16 protein-coding genes are annotated in these 19400 nt (G+C 53.1%); 9 read left to right on the top strand and 7 right to left on the bottom strand.

Annotated elements, in window-relative coordinates:
* Positions 1-5: 5 nt before the first annotated feature.
* The 8 genes from VGM48_RS09685 to VGM48_RS09650 are packed head-to-tail and all read left to right on the top strand — an operon-like array spanning position 6 to position 11090.
* Positions 6-3698, top strand: coding sequence for a PKD domain-containing protein (locus VGM48_RS09685; protein ID WP_331578466.1), 3693 nt, complete (start codon positions 6-8; stop codon positions 3696-3698).
* A gap of 36 nt (positions 3699-3734) precedes the next feature.
* Positions 3735-4775 carry a PorP/SprF family type IX secretion system membrane protein gene (locus VGM48_RS09680; protein WP_331578464.1) on the top strand — a complete coding sequence of 347 codons (1041 nt, stop codon included), beginning with the start codon at positions 3735-3737 and terminating at the stop codon, positions 4773-4775.
* 54 nt (positions 4776-4829) lie between these two features.
* Entirely contained in the window at positions 4830-5459 is a 630-nt protein-coding gene (locus tag VGM48_RS09675; protein WP_331578462.1) for a hypothetical protein, read from the top strand.
* 19 nt (positions 5460-5478) lie between these two features.
* On the top strand, positions 5479-6981 hold the full coding sequence (locus VGM48_RS09670) for a sodium:solute symporter (protein WP_331578460.1): 1503 nt from the start codon (positions 5479-5481) through the stop codon (positions 6979-6981).
* A gap of 45 nt (positions 6982-7026) precedes the next feature.
* Positions 7027-7665, top strand: a complete 639-nt coding sequence (locus VGM48_RS09665; protein WP_331578458.1) for an O-methyltransferase — start codon at positions 7027-7029, stop codon at positions 7663-7665.
* Positions 7666-7671: 6 nt separating this feature from the next.
* The gene (locus tag VGM48_RS09660; protein ID WP_331578456.1) at positions 7672-8739 is read left to right on the top strand and encodes a glucosaminidase domain-containing protein; all 1068 of its coding nucleotides are present in this window, start codon (positions 7672-7674) and stop codon (positions 8737-8739) included.
* Between the two features lie 14 nt (positions 8740-8753).
* Positions 8754-9290: a hypoxanthine phosphoribosyltransferase gene (gene hpt, locus VGM48_RS09655; RefSeq protein WP_331578454.1), complete on the top strand. Its 537-nt coding sequence runs from the start codon at positions 8754-8756 to the stop codon at positions 9288-9290.
* 33 nt (positions 9291-9323) lie between these two features.
* Positions 9324-11090, top strand: coding sequence for a YfbK domain-containing protein (locus VGM48_RS09650; RefSeq protein ID WP_331578452.1), 1767 nt, complete (start codon positions 9324-9326; stop codon positions 11088-11090).
* On the opposite strand, the gene dnaJ is transcribed toward VGM48_RS09650, so the two are convergent.
* The gene (dnaJ, locus tag VGM48_RS09645; RefSeq protein ID WP_331578450.1) at positions 11087-12250 is read right to left on the bottom strand and encodes a molecular chaperone DnaJ; all 1164 of its coding nucleotides are present in this window, start codon (positions 12248-12250) and stop codon (positions 11087-11089) included. The two genes, VGM48_RS09650 and dnaJ, sit on opposite strands and share 4 nt — an antisense overlap.
* A 24-nt stretch (positions 12251-12274) precedes the next feature.
* Positions 12275-12829: a nucleotide exchange factor GrpE gene (locus tag VGM48_RS09640; RefSeq protein ID WP_331578448.1), complete on the bottom strand. Its 555-nt coding sequence runs from the start codon at positions 12827-12829 to the stop codon at positions 12275-12277.
* A gap of 151 nt (positions 12830-12980) precedes the next feature.
* On the opposite strand from VGM48_RS09640, the gene VGM48_RS09635 reads away from it, so the two are divergent.
* Positions 12981-14153 carry a class I SAM-dependent rRNA methyltransferase gene (locus VGM48_RS09635; protein ID WP_331578446.1) on the top strand — a complete coding sequence of 391 codons (1173 nt, stop codon included), beginning with the start codon at positions 12981-12983 and terminating at the stop codon, positions 14151-14153.
* 3 nt (positions 14154-14156) lie between these two features.
* On the opposite strand, the gene VGM48_RS09630 is transcribed toward VGM48_RS09635, so the two are convergent.
* The 5 genes from VGM48_RS09630 to VGM48_RS09610 all read right to left on the bottom strand — a co-directional run.
* The gene (locus tag VGM48_RS09630) at positions 14157-15188 is read right to left on the bottom strand and encodes an acyltransferase family protein (protein ID WP_331578444.1); all 1032 of its coding nucleotides are present in this window, start codon (positions 15186-15188) and stop codon (positions 14157-14159) included.
* Positions 15189-15294: 106 nt separating this feature from the next.
* A complete protein-coding gene (locus VGM48_RS09625; RefSeq protein WP_331578442.1) occupies positions 15295-15633 on the bottom strand; it encodes a T9SS type A sorting domain-containing protein in 339 nt (112 codons plus the stop codon).
* Positions 15634-15763: 130 nt separating this feature from the next.
* Positions 15764-16240 (bottom strand): redoxin domain-containing protein, encoded by a 477-nt coding sequence (locus tag VGM48_RS09620; RefSeq protein ID WP_331578440.1) that lies wholly within the window; start codon positions 16238-16240, stop codon positions 15764-15766.
* Positions 16241-16266: 26 nt separating this feature from the next.
* Positions 16267-17301 (bottom strand): PorP/SprF family type IX secretion system membrane protein, encoded by a 1035-nt coding sequence (locus VGM48_RS09615; RefSeq protein WP_331578438.1) that lies wholly within the window; start codon positions 17299-17301, stop codon positions 16267-16269.
* 32 nt (positions 17302-17333) lie between these two features.
* On the bottom strand, positions 17334-19400 hold a 2067-nt coding region (locus tag VGM48_RS09610), incomplete at its 5' end, for a gliding motility-associated C-terminal domain-containing protein (protein ID WP_331578436.1).

Here is a 19400-nt window from a genome sequence, read left to right as displayed (position 1 = left end):
GCTATTTGAGAAAGCGAGTTTTCTATATTGTAATTCTATTGTTGGCGACCGTATTCCGGGGATGGGCCCAGGTGGGTGCTTCCAACATTGAATTCGTGGAGAACAAGGGCCAGTGGGATCCCCGGGTACAATTCAAGGGGGAATTGCCGAATGGGGCGCTATACCTCGAGAAGAAGGGTTTTTCGGCGATGCTGTATAATGCCGATGACCTGCGCCGGATGACGGAAGCCCATCACGGGATATCCGGACCGGGGGGAGCATTTCATGGGGCGGGTCCGAAGGTGTTGGGTTCCAAGCAGGCAGTGTCCACAGGCGGAAGCGGGTCGGCAGCCGGTTTGCGGGCCCATGCTTACCGGGTGAGCTTCGACGGCGCCAGCGACGACGCGGCTATTGTGCCGGATAAGGCCCTTCCGGGGCTCAACAACTACTTTATCGGGAACGATCAATCGAAATGGGGATCGGACTGCCGGGTCTTTCAGGGGGTAACCTACAAGAACCTGTATCCGAATATCGACGTCCGTTATTACACCAATGAGGGACAGATGAAATATGACATCATCGTCCATCCGGGCGGCGATTACCGGCGGATACAGATGAAATATGAGGGTGCGGACCGGCTGAGCGTGAAGAAGGGCCAGCTGATCGTGGGTACGTCGGTGGGGGCGGTGACGCAACTGGCGCCTTATTCCTACCTCTATAATCAGCAGGGAAAAACAGATATCCGTTGCCGGTACACCATCCATGACGGGAATACGGTGAGCTTCGATGTGCCGGATCATGACGCCAACGCCACGCTGATCATCGATCCGACGGTGATCTTCTGTTCGTTCTCGGGCAGTAAGGTGAGCAATTGGGGTTTTACCGCGACGCCGGGGCCTGACGGCAGTTTTTACTTCGGGGGGATTGTTTTTGGTTCGGCCTTTCCTTTTACCACGGGTGCGCTGGAGCCTTCTTTTGGCGGTGGGAGTTTCGATGTGGGGATCGTGAAACTTAATCAAAGCGGCAACAGCAAAATATATGCGACTTATCTTGGTGGGGCGGCAACGGAGACGCCGCATAGTCTTATCTGTGACGGACAGGGTAATCTGTATGTTCTGGGCAGGACCTATTCCACCAATTTCCCGATCCTTTCCACGGCCGGAGCTGGGGGCGGGGCGGATATGTTCGTCGCAAAGATCAGTGCCGGAGGAAATAAACTTATCGGCAGCATGCGGATCGGCGGCACCAAGAATGATTGTGTGAATATGGAGGACCAGGCTGCCACGCAGCCGCCCAATGAGCGGGCCGATTCGCTGATCCGAAACTATGGGGATGATTCCCGTAGCGAGGTGGTCCTCGATGGACAGGGAAATATCCTTATTGCCGGGTCGTCACAGAGTCCGGATTTCCCGATCGTAGGCGGAGTGTTCCAGCCGGCTTATGGCGGGGGCAGGCAGGATGGGGTGGTGCTGAAGATAGACCCTACGTGCAATCATCTTATCTGGAGCAGCTTTCTTGGCGGTTCGGCTTCCGATGCTGCGTTTGTCCTCAAGCAAAACCCGCTGACGGGAGATATCTATGTTGCCGGGGCCACCACCAGCCAGAATCTGCCGGGCAGCAAGAGCGGCGGAGTTATGCAGAGCGGCTATGCCGGCGGGCCTGCCGATGGGTTTGTAGCGCAGGTGTCGTCGGATGGGTCGACGATGATCCGAAGCACTTATCTTGGAACGGCCTATGGAGATGCCATTTATGGCTTGCAGGTCGATAAGAAGGGCATTCCCTATGTGATGGGCACTACGAACGGCACCTGGCCTGTGATCAATGCCACTTATTCGATCGGCGGGGGGCGGCAATTCGTTTCGAAGCTGAAGCCGGATCTTTCGGGCTATATCTATTCCACGACTTTTGGTACTCCTTCGGGGCAGTCCCACGGGTTGCCGAATATTTCGCCTGTGGCTTTCCTGATCGACCGGTGTGAGAATATTTATGTCAGTGGCTGGGGGGGATGGATCCTTGGGAATGGAGGTGATCCCTATGGGTTGGCCGGGACGGCAGGTTTGCCGACCACGCCGGACGCCTACAAGCGGCTTAGCGACAATCGGGACTTTTATTTTATCGTCATGTCGAAGAACGCGAGCGGGTTGCTTTACGGGACCTTCTTTGGGGAGAACGACAATTCCAATAGTATCAGCGAGCATGTGGATGGAGGAACGAGCCGGTATGATCAGAATGGGGTGATCTACCAGGCGATCTGCGCGAACTGCAGTGGTCCGCAGGCGACCGGCCGGTACCCGACCACGCCTGGTGTCTGGGCGCCTGTCAATGGGGCGAGTGCCGGATGTAATATGGCTGCCATAAAGATCGCTTTTAATTTTGCGGGGGTGGCAGGGGGATTACAGGTTTCGGTGAACGGCAGAAAGGACGATACGGCTGGTTGTATTCCCATGGACACTTATCTGCAGGATACGATCCGGAACGCGAAGCAGTATATATTCAATTTTGGGGATGGGAGTCCCGATACGGCCACGACAAGCTATGCGGTGGCGCACACTTATGTCAATCCGGGGTTTTATACGGTGATGATGGTAGCGATCGATTCGAACAGCTGTAATGTTGCCGATACGGTCTATCGTCATGTCATTGCGCGGACCGACCGGGCGCCGGTGAGCTTCGCTGTTACGAAAGATCCGCTGGCGCCCTGTACGTCGCTGGACTATGATTTTACCAATACCTCCACTGCGCCCATCGGCAAGCCTTTTGGCCCCACGTCGTTTATCTGGGATTTCGGGGATGGATCGCCGGAGGTGACGACGGGTGCGGGTGCGGTGACCTACAGTTATAAGAATCCGGGGACCTATATCGTCAATCTGATCCTGAACGATACCTCGTATTGTAACTATCCCGATACCGCGTCGCAGATGCTGCGGGTTTCGCCGATAGCCAAGGCGCAGTTTATAACGCCGTCGACGGGTTGCGCGCCCTACAATGCGGAATTTAATAATACATCGCTTGGGGGTACTACGTTCATCTGGAATTTTGGCGATCCGGCGAGCGGGGAGCTGAATATCTCGAATGATGTCAACCCGACGCATCTGTATCAGACGCCAGGAACGTATACGATCTCTTTGCATGAGGAGGACCCGAACACCTGTAACAAGGTGTCGGATACCAGCTTTACGATCACGGTGAACATAAAGCCGCAATCTGCCTTTACGTTTGCGCCTTCGCCGCCGGTGGCGAATGTGCCGATCGTCTTTACCAATGGGTCGCAGGGTGGGGTCAGCTATCTGTGGACATTTGGCGACGGGGATTCCGCGGTCCGGACCACGGCGGATACGGTGCAGCACCTGTATATTGCGACGGACAGCTTCCCGGTATGTCTGATCACGACGAACCAGTTTGGGTGTACCGATACGGTTTGTCATGTGGTGGCTTCCCTGATCAACCCCTTGCTGGATGTCCCCAATGCCTTTACGCCGGGCCGGTTTGGGCAGAATGCCATTTTGAAGGTGATGGGCTTTGGTATCTTACATATGGATTTTAGAATATATAACCGCTGGGGGAAAATGGTCTTCGAATCCGACAACCCGAATGTGGGTTGGGACGGCACTTATCTGGGCGTTTTGCAGCCGATGGATGTGTATGCCTATACCCTGGAGGCGCAATTTTCGGACGGGAAACATGTGAGTAAGAAAGGTGATATAACTTTGGTGAGGTGACAACCAAAATCTTGTAACCTACGTTAATAGAAACAGATGAGGGGGTTGAAAACAATACTGGTGCTAAGCTGTGGCATGACCCTGGGAATTCTGGGCGCCAACGGCCAGGATTTGCATTTCTCACAGTGGTTCAATGCCCCGCTGATAACGAATCCTGCCAACACCGGTTTTATTCCCGATGCCGATTACCGGCTGGGGGCCAATTACCGGGATCAATGGTCGGCGATCATGGCTGCGCCTTACCGGACGATGAGTCTCTGGGGGGATGCGCAGGTCTTCCGGAACCGGATCGAGAACGGCTGGATGGGGCTTGGCGGGGTTATCCTGCGGGATGATGCCGGGTCGAGCACGCTGACCTCGACTTCGGTGTATGCTTCGGTGGCCTATCATCAGATGGTCGGGTTTGCGAGTTTGCTTTCGATCGGGTTTAATACGGGGTGGGTGAACAAACGGATCAATACTTCCAACCTGAAGTTCCCCGATCAGTTCGACGGAAAATTCTTTGACAATACGCTGCCGACGAGCGTCGTCATCGATCATCCTTCGGACAACTACCTGGATATGCAGATCGGGATGAACTATGCCTATTTTCCTACGAATAAGATGTATCTGAACGGCGGGTTTTCGGTGCAGCATTTCAACCGGCCCCGGGAGTCTTTTTTCAATACGGACCCGGTGGGTTTTGACAGCCGGATCGCGCCCCGTTATACGGGTTTTGTCAATGCGAGTATAAAGGTCAATGAGCAGGTCATCGTCAATCCGATGGGTTATTATACACAGATGGCGGGTGCGAGTGAGATGGTGATCGGGTTGAATGCCCAGTTCAATCTGCAGGATGAGGGGGATCAGCAGGTGATCGGCGGGCTTTATATGCGGCCGGGAGATGCGATCATCCCGATGATCGGGTTTGTTTATAAGAATATCAGGCTAACCTTCACATATGATGTCACCACTTCGGCGCTAAAGCATTATGATGGTGGCTATGGCTCCTGGGAGTTTGCATTGCTGAACCAGGGCTTTTACAGTCAATATAATGGAGATAAGCGGCAGTCGTTGTGTCCCACTTTCAAACCGTAAGATGCGTCAGAAGGTGGGAATTGCGCTATTTTTGCCCAAAATCAATAACCAATAATGACAAGAAAGGTTGTAATCGCGTTTTGTTTATGGATGGTATGCCTGGCCGGTATGGCGCAGGAGCATATGCCCAACCGTACGTACACTTATTCCGATGAAGGTCCCGAGACTGGTTTTTCGAAGCAGAATCTTTTCCTTGGCGGGAGCCTGGGGCTTGGTTTTGGTTCTTATAGCTTTAATGTCGGGGTCAACCCGGAGATCGGCTATTCCCTGAACCGGTGGCTGGATGTCGGTGCGGTGGTGAACTTCAACTACAGCTCGATCCGGGCTGATCCGAATTTTATCTATAACCCCGATGTGAGCAGCAAGCAATTCACGTATGGGGGCGGGGTATTCGGCCGTGCCTATGTGTTACCTTTTCTTTTCCTGACTGCGCAGCCCGAGTTCAACTGGACGAGTATCACAGAGAAGGATATGACCAGCGGAGAATCTTTCAAGCTTAATGCCAATGCGCCGAGTTTGTTGCTGGGGGTTGGTTATGGCCGGCGGGTTGTTGGGGAAAGTGGGTTTTATATTGCCCTGATGTTCGATGCCATTTCGAATAAGAATTCCCCGTACAACGACGTCTATGGCCATCCGTTGCCGGTTTTGCGGGCGGGTTTTGATTTTTACCTGCACCATCGATAGGATTTCCTATTTTTGAAGGATGTCGTCTTTTTTGCTTTTTGCCTTTGTCATCGGTTACTTCCTGCTGTTGCTGGTGGTAGCCTGGCGTACGTCGCGTCACTCGAATAACGATTCGTTCTTTATCGGGAACCGCAATTCCAATTGGATGCTGGTAGCTTTTGGGATGATCGGGACAAGTCTTTCGGGGGTGACCTTTGTCAGCGTTCCCGGGACGGTTGGCGATTGGGCCGGTGATGTTCATAAGGCGTTTGGCTATTTTCAGGTGATCATCGGCTATTGGTTTGGCTATCTGGTGATCGCTTTTGTCCTGCTGCCCTTGTTTTACCGGCTGCATCTCACTTCCATCTATAATTATCTGCATTCGCGATTCGGGTCTGTGGCATACAGAACCGGGTCTTTGTTTTTTATCATCTCCCGCACGGTGGGTGCTACGGCGAGGCTCTATCTCGTGATCAATGTGCTGCATATCTTTATTCTGAAGGACCTTGGAATTCCTTTCGGGGTGACCAGCCTGGTCATTCTGCTGATGATCCTGCTCTATACCTTTGAAGGTGGGGTGAAGACGATCGTGTATACCGATACCCTTCAGACGACGTTCATGTTGCTTGGACTTTGCGTGTGTACGGTCTATATCCTGCATAATCTGCACCTTTCGCTTGGCGGGGCCATGCAGGCGTTGGAGGCGAAGGGACTTACGCATGTCTTTAATGGTGATGTGAGCAGCAAGGGATTTTGGGGCAAGCAGATACTGGGCGGGATGTTTATTGCCATCGCCATGACGGGACTGGACCAGGAGATGATGCAGAAAAATATCAGCGTCAAGAATGTTCATGATTCCAAGAAGAATGTCGTGACCTTCAGTTTTATCATGGTGCTGGTGAGCTTTTTGTTTCTGTTCCTGGGAGGATTGCTCTATCTGTATTCGCTGCAGCGGGGTGCGGTCTACCAGGGGCATGCGCTTTTGATGGGTGGCCGGAATGTCATCGGGGACGATCTCTTCCCGACGCTTGCCCTGCATTATCTGCCTTCCGCGGTATCGATCATCTTTATTATCGGGCTTATCTCGGCGCTTTTTCCCAGTGCGGATGGCGCGCTTACGGCGCTGACCTCCTCTTTTTGCATCGATCTGCTGGGACTGAAGGACCGGGCCGATCTAACCGAGGGCCGGAAGAAGCGGATCCGGATGACCGTGCATTTCAGCTTTGCGCTTGTCTTCCTTCTTTGTATCCTCATATTCAAATGGGTGGATAATAAATCCATCGTCAATACCGTCCTCGAACTCGCCGGGTATACCTATGGTCCCCTGCTTGGGCTTTTTGCCTTTGGCATCTTTACAAGGCGGACCCTGGCCAATACCTGGAAGATCACGGCACTTTGCCTGCTGGCGCCGGTGTGTTGTTATTTCCTCAGTCAGTATTCAGGCCGATTGTTCGGGTTTCAAATCGGGTTGGAATTGTTGGTTATCAACGGACTGCTGACGTTTTTGGGCTTATGGACCCTGTCGAGGCCGGTGCAGGCTTAGAGAGGTCGGAAGCCGTATCTTTGCCCAACTTCAAATGTAACCGGTATGGAACTTGTAGACCTCAAGGCACAGGCTTATGCGGAACACTATTCTTCGAAACTGGATCCCCTGCTGGAGGAGATTGCGGCATATACGGCCGCCAATCATCCCGAGGCGCATATGCTGAGCGGACCCCTGCAGGGCAAACTGCTCGAGATGATGAGCAGACTTCTTTGTCCGCGGCGGATATTGGAGGTAGGTACTTTTATGGGGTACAGCGCGCTTTGTCTGGCGGCAGGATTGGCAGAGGATGGGCAACTGCACACTATCGAGTTGCGGGACGAGGATGCCGATCGGGCGGCGGGATATTTCCGCCGGTCAAACCGTGGCGACCGGATAATATTGCACCGTGGAAATGCGTTAGCCATCCTCCCGGCCCTGGAAGAAGTGTGGGATATTGTATTTATAGATGCTGATAAGCCGGGATATATCGATTATTATCAAATGGTTTTACCCCGGTTGAGAAGTGGGGGGCTGATCATCGCGGACAATGTACTGTTTCATGGACAGGTGCTGGAAGCGGAGGTAACCGGGAAGAGCGCAAAGGCTATCCAGGCCTTTAATGAGATGGTGGCGGCGGATGACCGGGTTGAGCGGGTGATGCTGACGGTGCGGGATGGGCTGTTTTTCATCCGGAAGAAATAAATATTGATGCATTTAAAGAGTATCGTAACGGGATTGTTGTTGGTGGCGGCGGTGAAATGGGCGCCGGCGCAGATGAGCGTGAACGGGGTGGTCTATGTCAATACTTACAAGGCTCTGGCGATGGCGGAGATGCAGCGTTCGGGTATTCCGGCTTCGATCATCCTGGCCCAGGGGTTGCATGAGACGGAGGCGGGGACGAGCGAGCTGGTGAAACAATCCAACAATCATTTTGGGATCAAATGCAAGGACGACTGGAAAGGGCAGGTAGTCTATCACGATGACGATGCCCGGCAGGAGTGTTTTCGCAGTTATGCCACGGCGGCCGATTCTTACCGGGATCATTCCGATTTCCTGCGTCGCAGTTCGCGATATGCTTTCCTTTTTCGACTGGAGCCCACGGATTATGAAGGCTGGGCCTATGGGTTAAGGAAGGCAGGGTATGCGACGAATATCAAATACTCCCAGATACTGATCAAACTTGTCAAAGATTATAACTTGCAGCAGTATACGCTGATCGCGATGGGGAAGATGAAGCCCTCTGAGGAGGTGGTGCTGACAATGCCGGGTGCGCCTACCGTTACGCCGGTGCAGGCCGATGTGGCCGATGGCGCGGCGGGATCCGGAGATGGGACGACGAAGAACAAGCCGGCGGCGGGGGCGGGAGGATTGAACGGTGCGCCCGCGGTGTCGTATCCCGAGGGGGAATTTACGATCAACCGGACGAAGGTGATCTACGCGCAGGCGGGCACCTCGCTTTTGGCGATTGCCAACCAATACGAACTTTCGTTGCCGCGGCTGATGGAATTCAATGAGCTGAAGGAGGAAGATGTGCTTGTAAAGGGGCAGCTGATCTTTTTGCAGCGGAAGCGGCGGGTGGGCTCCATCGAATTTCATATTGTAAGAGAGGGGGAGAGTGTATACGATATCGGCCAGGCGGAGGGCGTCCGGCTGGAGGACCTGCTCCAGCTGAATCAGCTTTCAGCCGATTCGAGGCCGGCGGCGGGGGAACGGATCTATTTGCAGCGGAGTGCTCCTTCGCGGCCCAGGCTGGCCACGGGAGATAACAAGCGATAAAATCATTCTGTACTATGTCCATCATACGCGTTCATGATAAAGAGTTTGGGCCTTATTTGGGAAAAGAACTTATCGACGAGAAGATACAAGCGATAGCGGATGCGATGAATCGGGATTATTCCGATAAGCGGCCGTTGTTCATTGCCATCCTGAATGGGGCGTTTATGTTCGCATCCGATCTGTTCAAGAAGATGTCCATCGAGGCGGAGATCAGCTTTATCAAACTGGCGTCATATAAGGGAACGAAGTCGTCGGGGCAGGTGATCACCGCAATCGGGCTGGATACCGACCTGCATGGACGGCATGTGGTGATCGTGGAGGATATTGTGGATACCGGAAAGACGCTTAGTGAATTCCTGCCGCAACTGGAACATCAGCAGCCGGCGTCGTTAAAGATCGCTGCCTTGCTGCATAAGCCGGAGGCTACGGTGTATCCGATCACCGTGGATTATCTCGGCTTTTCGGTCCCAAACAAGTTCTTACTTGGCTACGGCCTTGATTATGATGGCCTGGGACGCAATATTCCGTCCATTTATCAGTTGGTAGAGTAGGGAGAACGCATTAAATTGACTCAAAATATCCGATTGAAACCTGTAATCCTGGCGGTTTCATGTTCTCTTTTACTTTTATCCGCGCATGCTCAGTTCTATTTACGCGGGGAGGTGAAGGATGAGAAGAACAGCCCCTTGCCGGAAGTACGGATCGTGCTGCATTCGAGCGGGTATCTGTATCATTCAGGGAGTAGCGGTGCCTTTGGGATTCCCGTACCCGCGTCATCGGATACGCTTACCCTTTCTGCGGAGGGTTTTCAGACGCTTGTCGTGGCGGTGGATGCCACGAAATACCAGGACCTTCATTTGCGGTCGTCGGGCAGGATGATGCCCGCGGCACCCCCCCAAAAGAGTCTTCTCTCGCTGACCAAAGATTGGCGGGCCACGGACCGGAAGGGTTGGACGGTGGGCGCCGAGACTTATAGTTCCCTCGTAGAAAATGATTTTATTCCCGCCCGGAAATTTCCCGAGACGGGTTTTGCCGTGACCATCGACAAGGCTTCCTACAGCAACGTACGGCGTTTTCTGAATATGGGCAGTACGATACCACCCGATGCGGTGCGGATCGAGGAAATGCTCAACTATTTCAATTTTGGTTATACCGATCCGCCGCGGGACAGCTGTTTTGCCTTTGGGTCCAAGCTCTCCGTATGTCCCTGGAATCCAGGGAACCGGCTGCTATTCCTGCAGGTAAGCGCCCGGAAGATCGATCCGGCCAGGATCCCGCCCGCCAACCTGGTGCTGTTGATCGATATCTCGGGGTCGATGGACCTACCCAATAAACTGCCGCTTTTAAAATCGGCTTTTAGGTTGTTAGTCAATAACTTACGACCTATCGACACGGTTTCGATGGTGACCTATGGCGGATCGGTAGCCGTGTCACTGGGTCCCACTTCGGGGGCGGACAAGAAGAAGATCCTGGAGGCTATCGAAGATCTGGCCCCCGGTGGTGCAACTCCGGGCGAGGCGGGTATCCGGGCGGCGTACCGGGTGGCGAAAAGTCAATTGATCAGAGGGGGGAATAACCGGGTGATCCTGGCTACGGACGGCGATTTTAACGAAGGGGAGACCTCGGAGGAAGAGTTGGAGAAGCTGGTCGCTCAATATAAGGACTGGGGAATCTATCTAACCTGTCTTGGGGTTGGAATGGGTAATTACAAGGATTCCAAGCTGGAGGTGTTGGCGAAGAAGGGGAACGGGAATTTTGCCTATCTGGACGATGAGCGGGAAGCGGAGAAGGTCCTTGTGCGGGAGTTTACCCAAACGGTATATGCCGTGGCGGATGACGCGTATCTGAATATCCAGTTCAATTCTTCGCTGGTGCGGGACTACCGCCTTATCGGCTTTGACAACCGGGAAAAGGTGTTGTCGGATTCGCTCAGCCAGTTGCAGGGTGGGGAAGTAGGAAGCGGGCATTCCCTGCTGGCCCTTTTTGAGATCGTTCCGGCAAATCCCGACAGTATTATCGTGAAGGATGAGGACCAGCTGGCGCAGGTGCAATTGAATTACCGGCTGCCGCATGATCCCTTGCCGCGGGCCAGCACGTATAACTGCGAGAATCAATCGGTCCCTTTTAAGGAACTGCAGCCCTGTTACCGATTTGCTTCTTCTATTGCTTTGTTTGGCGGTTTGTTGAAGCGGTCGCGTTTTACCCATCAGGCGGGTTGGAAGGAAGCTATCGAGATGGCGGAACAGTCGAGCGATCCCCGCGATGTCATGCAGCAGGAATTCATCACTCTAATGGAAAAAGCCCGTAGGATCTACGGGCATGAAAAGCATCATCGTAAGGATGAAGACTAGGAAAACATCTCCCTTACTTTATCGAAGAAGCTGCGTTCGTTTTTATCCGGTTTTGGCTGAAAATTGGCTGAACCGTTGAGCTTTTCCAGCGTGGATCTCTCTTCCGGTGTCAGGTGCTGGGGTGTCCAGACGTTGACATGGATCAGCTGGTCGCCTCTTTCGTAGGAGTTTACTCCCGGGAAGCCTTTTCCTTTGAGGCGAAATATCTTACCGCTTTGAGTGCCCGGCGGGATCTTGATCTTTGCTTTTCCGTCGATGGTGGGTACTTCGGCCTGGATGCCGAATACGGCATCGGGGAAGGAGAGGTGCAGTTCGAACGCGACGTTGAGACCGTCGCGGTGTAATTCGGGGTGCTGCTCTTCTTCTATCAGGATGATCAGGTCGCCGTGCGGGCCGCCTCTTTCGCCGGCATTACCCCTGCCGCTGACGCTTAGCTGCATACCTTCCTGTACACCGGCGGGAATGTCGATGCTGACGGTCTCTTCGCCGTAGACGCGGCCTTCGCCTTTACAGACGGTGCATTTTGCAGTGACGATGGAACCTTCACCGTTGCAGGTAGGGCAGGTGGTGACGGTTTGCATTTGGCCGAGGAAGGTGTTGCTGACCCGGCGTACCTGGCCGCTGCCGCCACAGGTGGAGCAGGTCTGGACGCTGCTTTTGTCTTTGGCGCCGCTGCCGCTGCAGGTCGTACAGCCGACGTATTTCTTTACTTTGATATTCTTTGAAACTCCCTTGGCGATCTCTTCATAGTTGAGCTTGATCTTTACGCGCAGGTTGCTGCCCCGTACCCCACGGGCGCGGCCGCCTCCACCGCCGCCTCTGCGGCCGCCGCCGAAGAAGCTGCCGAAGAGGTCATCGCCAAAGATATCTCCAAACTGGCTGAAGATGTCATCCATGTTCATATTGCCGCTACCGCTAAAGCCACGGCCATTGCCGGAGAGGCCGGCATGTCCATAGCGATCATACTGGCTTCGCTTGTCTGCGTCGCTGAGCACCTCGTATGCCTCGGCGGCTTCCTTGAATTTGTCTTCAGCGGCCTTGTCACCGGGGTTGCGATCGGGGTGGAACTGCATGGCCACCTTGCGGTAGGCCTTTTTGACCTCGTCGGCAGAGGCTCCTTTTGCCACCCCCAATACTTCGTAATAATCTCTTTTTGACATAGTGTGTTGAACCTGGGTTGGGGTTTATTTGCCTACCACAACTTTTGCGAAGCGGATGATCTTATCGTTGAGGTAGTATCCTTTTTGTACTTCGTCGATCACCTTCCCTTTTTGGGCCTTATCCTGAACAGGAATCTCGGTGATCGCCTCGTGCTTTTCCACGTCGAAGTCCGTATTTATGCTTTGCATGGCTTTCAGGCCCTTGCTTTGCAGGACGGACCGGAGCTTTGAGAAAACGAGCTGTACGCCTTCCTTGAGCGGAAGGTCTTCGGTGGACTGCAATTGTTTTTCAGCGCGGTCACAGTCATCCAGTACGTCGAGGAGGGAGACGATGACTTCTTTGCCGGCGGTTTGCCGCAGTTCGATGCTTTCACGGGCGCTGCGTTTGCGGTAATTGTCGAATTCAGCGAAGAGGCGAAGGTATTTGTCCTTTTGCTCCTGTACTTCCTCTTTTAGCCTGTCCACTTCTTCCTCGCGGGCGCTTAATTCCCCGAGATGAGTGGTTCCGGCGATGTTTTCATCGGTATTCATGTCCTCCAGGTCGTCCCGATCCTGGTTGTCTAAATGGATATTATTCATAGCTATAAAATTGGCACAAAGGTAAGGTTGTCAAGATTCCTGCCAAGACCCAATAAGAGACAAAATGTCCTAAAAAAATGTGCACCCTGACAGGAAGATAGTATTCGGGCGCCATTAACCTGATGGGTACTAATTCTTTATCTTTACGCCCATGACAAAGGTTTATTTGAAAAAGAAGATCAGCCGGCGGGTGGAGAACGGGCATCCCTGGATATTCGGGAATGAGGTGGCGACGGTGGAGGGGGACAGTGCGGGTGCGGCAATCGTAGAGGTTTTTTCGCATGATAAGAAGTTCATCGGTAGAGGCTATATCAACCTTCAGTCCCAGATCTCGGTCCGGCTGCTGACCCGGGACAAGTCGGAGACCATCGATGACGCCTTTTTTTATAATCGGCTTGCCGAGGCATGGGCCTACCGGCAGCGGTTGGGTTATACGGAGAATTGCCGGCTTGTATTTGGAGAGGCCGACTATCTGCCCGCGCTGATCATCGATAAGTTCAACGATTATTTTGTATTGCAGACGCTGGCGCTGGGAATGGACCGGTGGAAGCCGGCGATCGTCGATGCCCTGCAGCGGATCTTCCAGCCCAAGGGTATTTTCGAGCGCAACGACGTGCCGGTACGGGAACTGGAGGGGCTGCCGCAGCAGAAGGGGTTTTTGTCAGCGCCGTTCGATCCTAAGATCATCATTCAGGAGAATGGTTTGAAGATGCATGTGGATCTCGAGAACGGGCAGAAGACGGGTTATTTTCTCGATCAGCATGACAACCGCCGTGCCATCCGGCATATCGTGAAGGATGCCGATGTTCTTGGCGCATTTTGTTATACGGGTAGTTTTGAAACGCATGCCGGATTTTACGGGGCGCGTTCGGTGTTGGGATTGGATATTTCGGAGAATGCGGTGGCGCAGTGCCGGCGCAATGCGGAATTGAACGGGCTTACCGAGGTGTGCAATTATGAAGCGGTGAATGCTTTTGATGCGCTGAAGCAATGGAGCAAGGAAGGGCGGCAATATGATGTCGTGATGCTTGACCCGCCAGCCTTCACCAAGAGCCGGGAGACCATTCAAAAGGCTATTACCGGATATAAGGAAATCAACCTGCGCGGGATGAAGATGGTACGGAAAGGGGGATTTCTGGTTACCTCCTCCTGTACGAACCTGGTGCAGCCCGGGCTTTTTTTAGAGACGATCCAGCTGGCGGCGAAGGATGCCCGCCGGAAGTTGCGGCAGGTGACGTTTCAGGCACAAGCCAGCGATCACCCCATCATCGAGGGGTGGGAGAACACGAACTACCTGAAATTCCTGATCGTACAGGTGTTGTAGCTGCTATCTTCCCGTGATGGTGTAAAAGAATTTTGAACAGTACCGTTTTAACAGCGAGGCGATGCCAAAGGCGAGGGCGATCACCGCGACTACCGATCCCACCAGGAACAGCAGCAGGAAGGCTTCGTAGTGCAGGTATCTTTCCGCACCCAGTTTCAATAACGCCCGCTGGACAAAACTGAAAAGGAACATATTGATGGCGAACAGGAAGAATGAAAAGGCTTTATATTTCTGCAGATATTTGAATACTATGGAATTCTGATTGCTATCCAGGAGATTGTAGACGGATAGAATGAAGATGAATACGATCACCAGTTTGATTTCCAGGAAAGGGAACAGATTGTCATTCCATGGCGAGGAGGACAGTGCAACCCAGGTGAGTACCGGAATCAGGATGACCGTCGCCAATGTGGAAATCGGTATCCTGGGAAGATATTTTTCGTTGTAACCAAAGAAGCAGCCCATCAGGTAATAAGGGAGAAAACGGGAGTTGAAAAACAGATCGACGAGGTTAAAAGAATAGCAGGCGAGCACGCCCAGGAAAAAGGCGAAATATACATACCGGTTCTTCAGCAAATAGTAGATGATAAAGTTGAAGGGTAAGATAAATACAAGGTTTTGGAGGTACCAGAAGTTGGCCAACGGGGGGTAGATAATGTTGTGAACCACATTTTTGAAACTGAGGCTTTCTTCCGGAGCGTACCAGAAGGTGGAATGAAAGATGCGGGAATAGACGTCCTTTACAACGATATAGACCACGAAGAAACTGAGGGTCCAGAATAGATAGGGGACTACGAGGCTGTTAAAGCGGGTCTTCAATTTTCGCAGATAGTGAAAATCTTCTTTTGTTCTGTAAAAAAAGAGGTAGCCGGAGAGTACGGCCAGGCAGGGAGAAGTAAGATCGAACCAGATGTCGAATATCTTATGATCGTAAGGGGCGTGTGAAAGGTACAGATTGATGTTCCAATGATTTATCAGAACGATATGTATGATGAGAAAGCGTATCTCATCGATGTGCAGCAAGTTACGTTTCATGATATCAGGGCTTAGGGTATATAATAGCCAGGGGTTTACTGGCAGGTGTTTAGGTTAGCTCAACAAAGGAGAATGGAATTAAAAAGAGAGAGAAGGGAAGGTGGATTTACTTATTGACCTGGAACATACCCGAGTCGGTAACCCTTCCTTCTTCGTTCTTCAGCTGGAAGGTGTAGAGACCGCGCGGCAGATCGCTCACATTGACAGTTGTCTTCTCTGTCATATCTTGTACATCTTTTACTTTTCTTCCCAGAAAACTGAAAATCTGCAGAGTAAAAGTTTTGTTCGGATCTTTGGTCAGTTCGAAAATGATATAGGAGACTGCAGGGTTTGGATAAAACTTGATGACTTTGTGTTCCGGCTCGGGCAATGGACCCCGTGCCTGGCCTTTAGCCTGGGTGGATATCAGTAGAATAATGGAAAAAAAGATGTAAAAAATCCTCATACTCAGGCTTGTTTTACATGTGGTGCCAAAATACTCATATCTTCTCAAAGATACAAATTAGCATCCAAAATAATACAACAAAATAAGGGGCCGGATTCGACCGGCCATTTGTTAATTTATTGATCGTTAATTAGTTAAGGGTTGTCAGGGTCTTTTGAATGGCTGCAAAATCCGGAAGATCGCTTGCGGTCTCGAGTACTTCCGCGTACCTGATGATCCCGGCTTTGTCGATGACGAACGCCGATCTTTTGGACACGCCCCGCATATCGAAGACGAAGGTGTCGTAGAGGGTGCCATACTCCGTGGAGACGTTTTTATTGAAATCGCTGAGAAGGGGGAAATTGAGCTGTTGGTCTTCCTTGTACCGGGCGAGAGTGAAGATGGAATCGACGCTGATCCCGAACACCTGGGCATTGGCCTGGTTGTAGAGGGCGATATTGTCGCGCGTGCTGCAAAGCTCTTTTGTGCAGGTGCCGGTAAAGGCCTGGGGGAAAAAGAGGAGGAGGACGTTTTTGCCTTTATAGTCGCTGAGCGAGACCTTTTGTTTTTCGGAATTGAAGAGGGTAAAATCAGGCGCCTGCTGACCCACTTGTAAGCTAATGCTCATGGTTGTTTTTTGGGAATAAATGTAGGTTAAAATCTCGGATCGTGGAACTTTCCGTTGGTGGTCCTTTCGTGATCGCGGTTCAGTAATCCCGTGTACGAGAGGGACAGTTCGAAGCCGCCCCGGCTATTGCTGACCGTGTTGAGCCGGGATACGTTGATGTCATAGCTGAGTCCGAGGTTAAACGAATTCATCTCCAGCTTGACGATCGGGATCAGGGCATCGTTCCAGCGGGCCATTGTACCGATGGTAAACGAGTAGGGATAATTGTCGGGGTCCGGTCCCAGTTTGTAGGTATATAGCACCCCGCCAATGGTTTCGATCGACGGGCCCTGGCGGGAATAGTCGGCGTAGAGGGTGAAATAGGAATAATCGTTGACCCCGACTTTGAGGCCGCCGGAGAAAACGATCTTGGGGTCGAGCTCGATGGCGGGATTTTTATAGAAAGAATTTTTCGGGCGGTTGAGATGGTGATAGGCAAACCCGGCATACATCGTGTTTGCGTTGTCGGGGCCAAAGCTGGTGTTGAAGCTGATGCCGATGCTACCATCGAGATAGTGCACATTTGGGGTAAGGATGGTCTCGCCATTTGGCAGCGCGGGGTCGTAGGCCGTTCCGTTAAACTGGCTGTTCGTGGTCACTTTGGAGAGATCGAGGGTTTTCTCCACCAGACCGCCCATGAATCCCAGTGAGAGGAACATGGGTTTTTCGTCGCTCAGGGACTTATGGTAGTTGAGGGCGGGCAGGAGTTCGGTTGTGGTCAGGGCGGCGGTGCCGGCCTTGTCATAGAGGACCTGCAGTGCGGTGGTGAAATAGTCGCTTGTCTGACCGACAGGCCATTTGACCTCGGCATTCAGGGAGCCGGTGCGATAGGCGTCGGTGAAACTGTTCCACTGATCGCGGAAGACGGTCTGGACGCGATAGTCACCAGTAAAGAGACCTGCGAGGGAGGGATTGCGGAGAAGCGGTGTTTCATAGAACTGGGAGAAATGGATATCCTGTGCCCGGGCGGCGACGCTGAGGAGTAGAACGAAGAGAAAGCTATATGATCTATGTCGATTCAAACGGGCTAATATTAGTTTTTGTCAAATACCATCTATCGCACAAGAGTAACCGAACCATGGATGGCTACGACCTGTGCGTTCTCGCAAATCACTTCCACTATATAGACGTAGGCGTCCGCCGGGGCGGGGTGGCCGTTGAAATTTCCATCCCAGCCCATGTCCTGGCTATTGGCCGGGAAGTCCCGGCGCTGGAATACCATTTGTCCCCATCGGTTGAAAATGCTTAGCGACTGGACGTTGTACAGACTCTTTCCGCGCGGGTAGAAGACGTCGTTGACCCCGTCGCCGTTCGGTGAAAAGGTGTTTGGTACGAATATGTTGTCGGTGGTGCAGATCGTCTTTATGAAAATGCTATCGATGGCTTTGCAATTGTTGGTATCCGTCACTGTGACCGCATACTGGGTACTCAGGAGCAGGGTTGCCACGGGGTTGGGGCAGGTGGGGCAGTCGAGGTTGGTTGGCGGTGACCAAACGTAGCTGGTGACATCGCTGCTGTAGGTGAAGGGGATGGTAACGGGGATGCCCAGGGGGGTGGTGAGCTGATTGGGCCCCTTTATTTCCGGGAGGGGGTTTACGGTAACCTGTTTGCTGGTGGTGTCCGCGCAGCCCAGGGATGTGGAGGCTTTCAGGGTGATGGTATAGTTACCGGCATCCATGCGGACGGTGGGGTTCTCGGCGCCGGAGGTTTGGCCGTTGCCAAAATTCCAGGCCCAGGTGATGGTGTCCACCTGCGGGGCGTTGAGATCCGCGTCGAATTGGACCAGGCCGGCGCAGAGCAGGCTGGCGGTGGTTATTGCGGGATGCGGTGTCTGGTAGACGCGGATCGTATCGGCGTAGCTTTCGGTACAGCCACTGTCGGTGCTTACTGTCAGGATCACCGGCCAGGCGCCCGCTTTGTTGAAATAGTTGGAGACATTGTATACACCGCTTCCGGGTTGTTCGGTTTGTTCCGGCGAGCCATCCGAGAAGGTATAAGTCTCCCGGGCATAACCGTTGTTCGAAATGGTAAAGTCGGTGAAGGTGACGAGGCTGCTGTCACAGAACGAATGTTTATTGGGGCTGAAGAAAGGGGTTGCGCCCAGTACGTAGATGGGCGAGAAGCCGCCGACGCCGAAGATACAGCCGGTGGCATCGGTCATCGTTATGGAGGGAGAATAGTGGTTGGGGTTGCGGTACAAATGGGAAAGCATCGTATCCCCGGTGGAATCGTATTGCCCGTCACCAAAGGCCACGGCGAAACTGACATATCCCGGGACGACGAGGGAGAATGTGGCGGCTACGGAATCGCAGTGGTACAGTGGACTATAGATGAATTTTGTTATGGCGGTGGGGTCCAGAGCCAGTACGCGGCGGCTTGCGGAATCGAGGCAGCCGCCCGGGCCCTGGACATAGAGTTTGGCGACAAAGGTGTCCAGGGTATTATAGAAGTGGGAGGTGACGGGCAGGGTTGAGGTGCTGCCGTCGCCGAAGTCCCAATAGAGGGAATCGTAGTATTGCGAATGCGAGGTGAATTCGGTTTGAAGCGGGACACAGATGGCTGTGGTGTCGGCGATGTCGAAGGTGGCGACGGGTTTCTGGATGGTGACGGGTTTTGTGAATGTGGCGGTGCAGCTGTATTTGTCCGTGACGGTGAGTTTGGCGGTATAGATCTGACCGGCGGTGACGTAGGTGTGTACGGCCGAGTCGGTGGCACTACCGTCGCCATAGGACCAGGCTTCGAGGATGTTGTATCCCTGGGATGAGTCGATGAAATGGAGGGGTACACCTGGGCAGTAGAAGCTGTCGGGGCCGGCGAATTTTGCGATGGGTGAGGTGATCTGGATGGAGTCGGGCGAGACATAGGTGTCGGTACATCCGTAGGTATCCGTGACCTGGAGCGAGATATGGAAAAAGCCGGTATCGGTGTAGGAATGGCTGGCGTCGGGGCCCGATGCGGTTTGACCGTCGCCAAAGGTCCAGGTGGAGTTTGTTATGGCGGGGGCGGGGCCGGAAACAGACGTGCTTGTCAGCGCGACGGGGCTGTTTTTGCAGGCGCCGACCAGGGGAGTTGGTGTGAAGCTGGCTGTTGGGCCGACGGCATTGACGTTGATGTTGGGGGC

The sequence above is a fragment of the Puia sp. genome (assembly GCF_036500295.1).
Classification (GTDB): domain Bacteria; phylum Bacteroidota; class Bacteroidia; order Chitinophagales; family Chitinophagaceae; genus Puia.
This window is presented reverse-complemented; position numbering and strand designations above follow the sequence as displayed.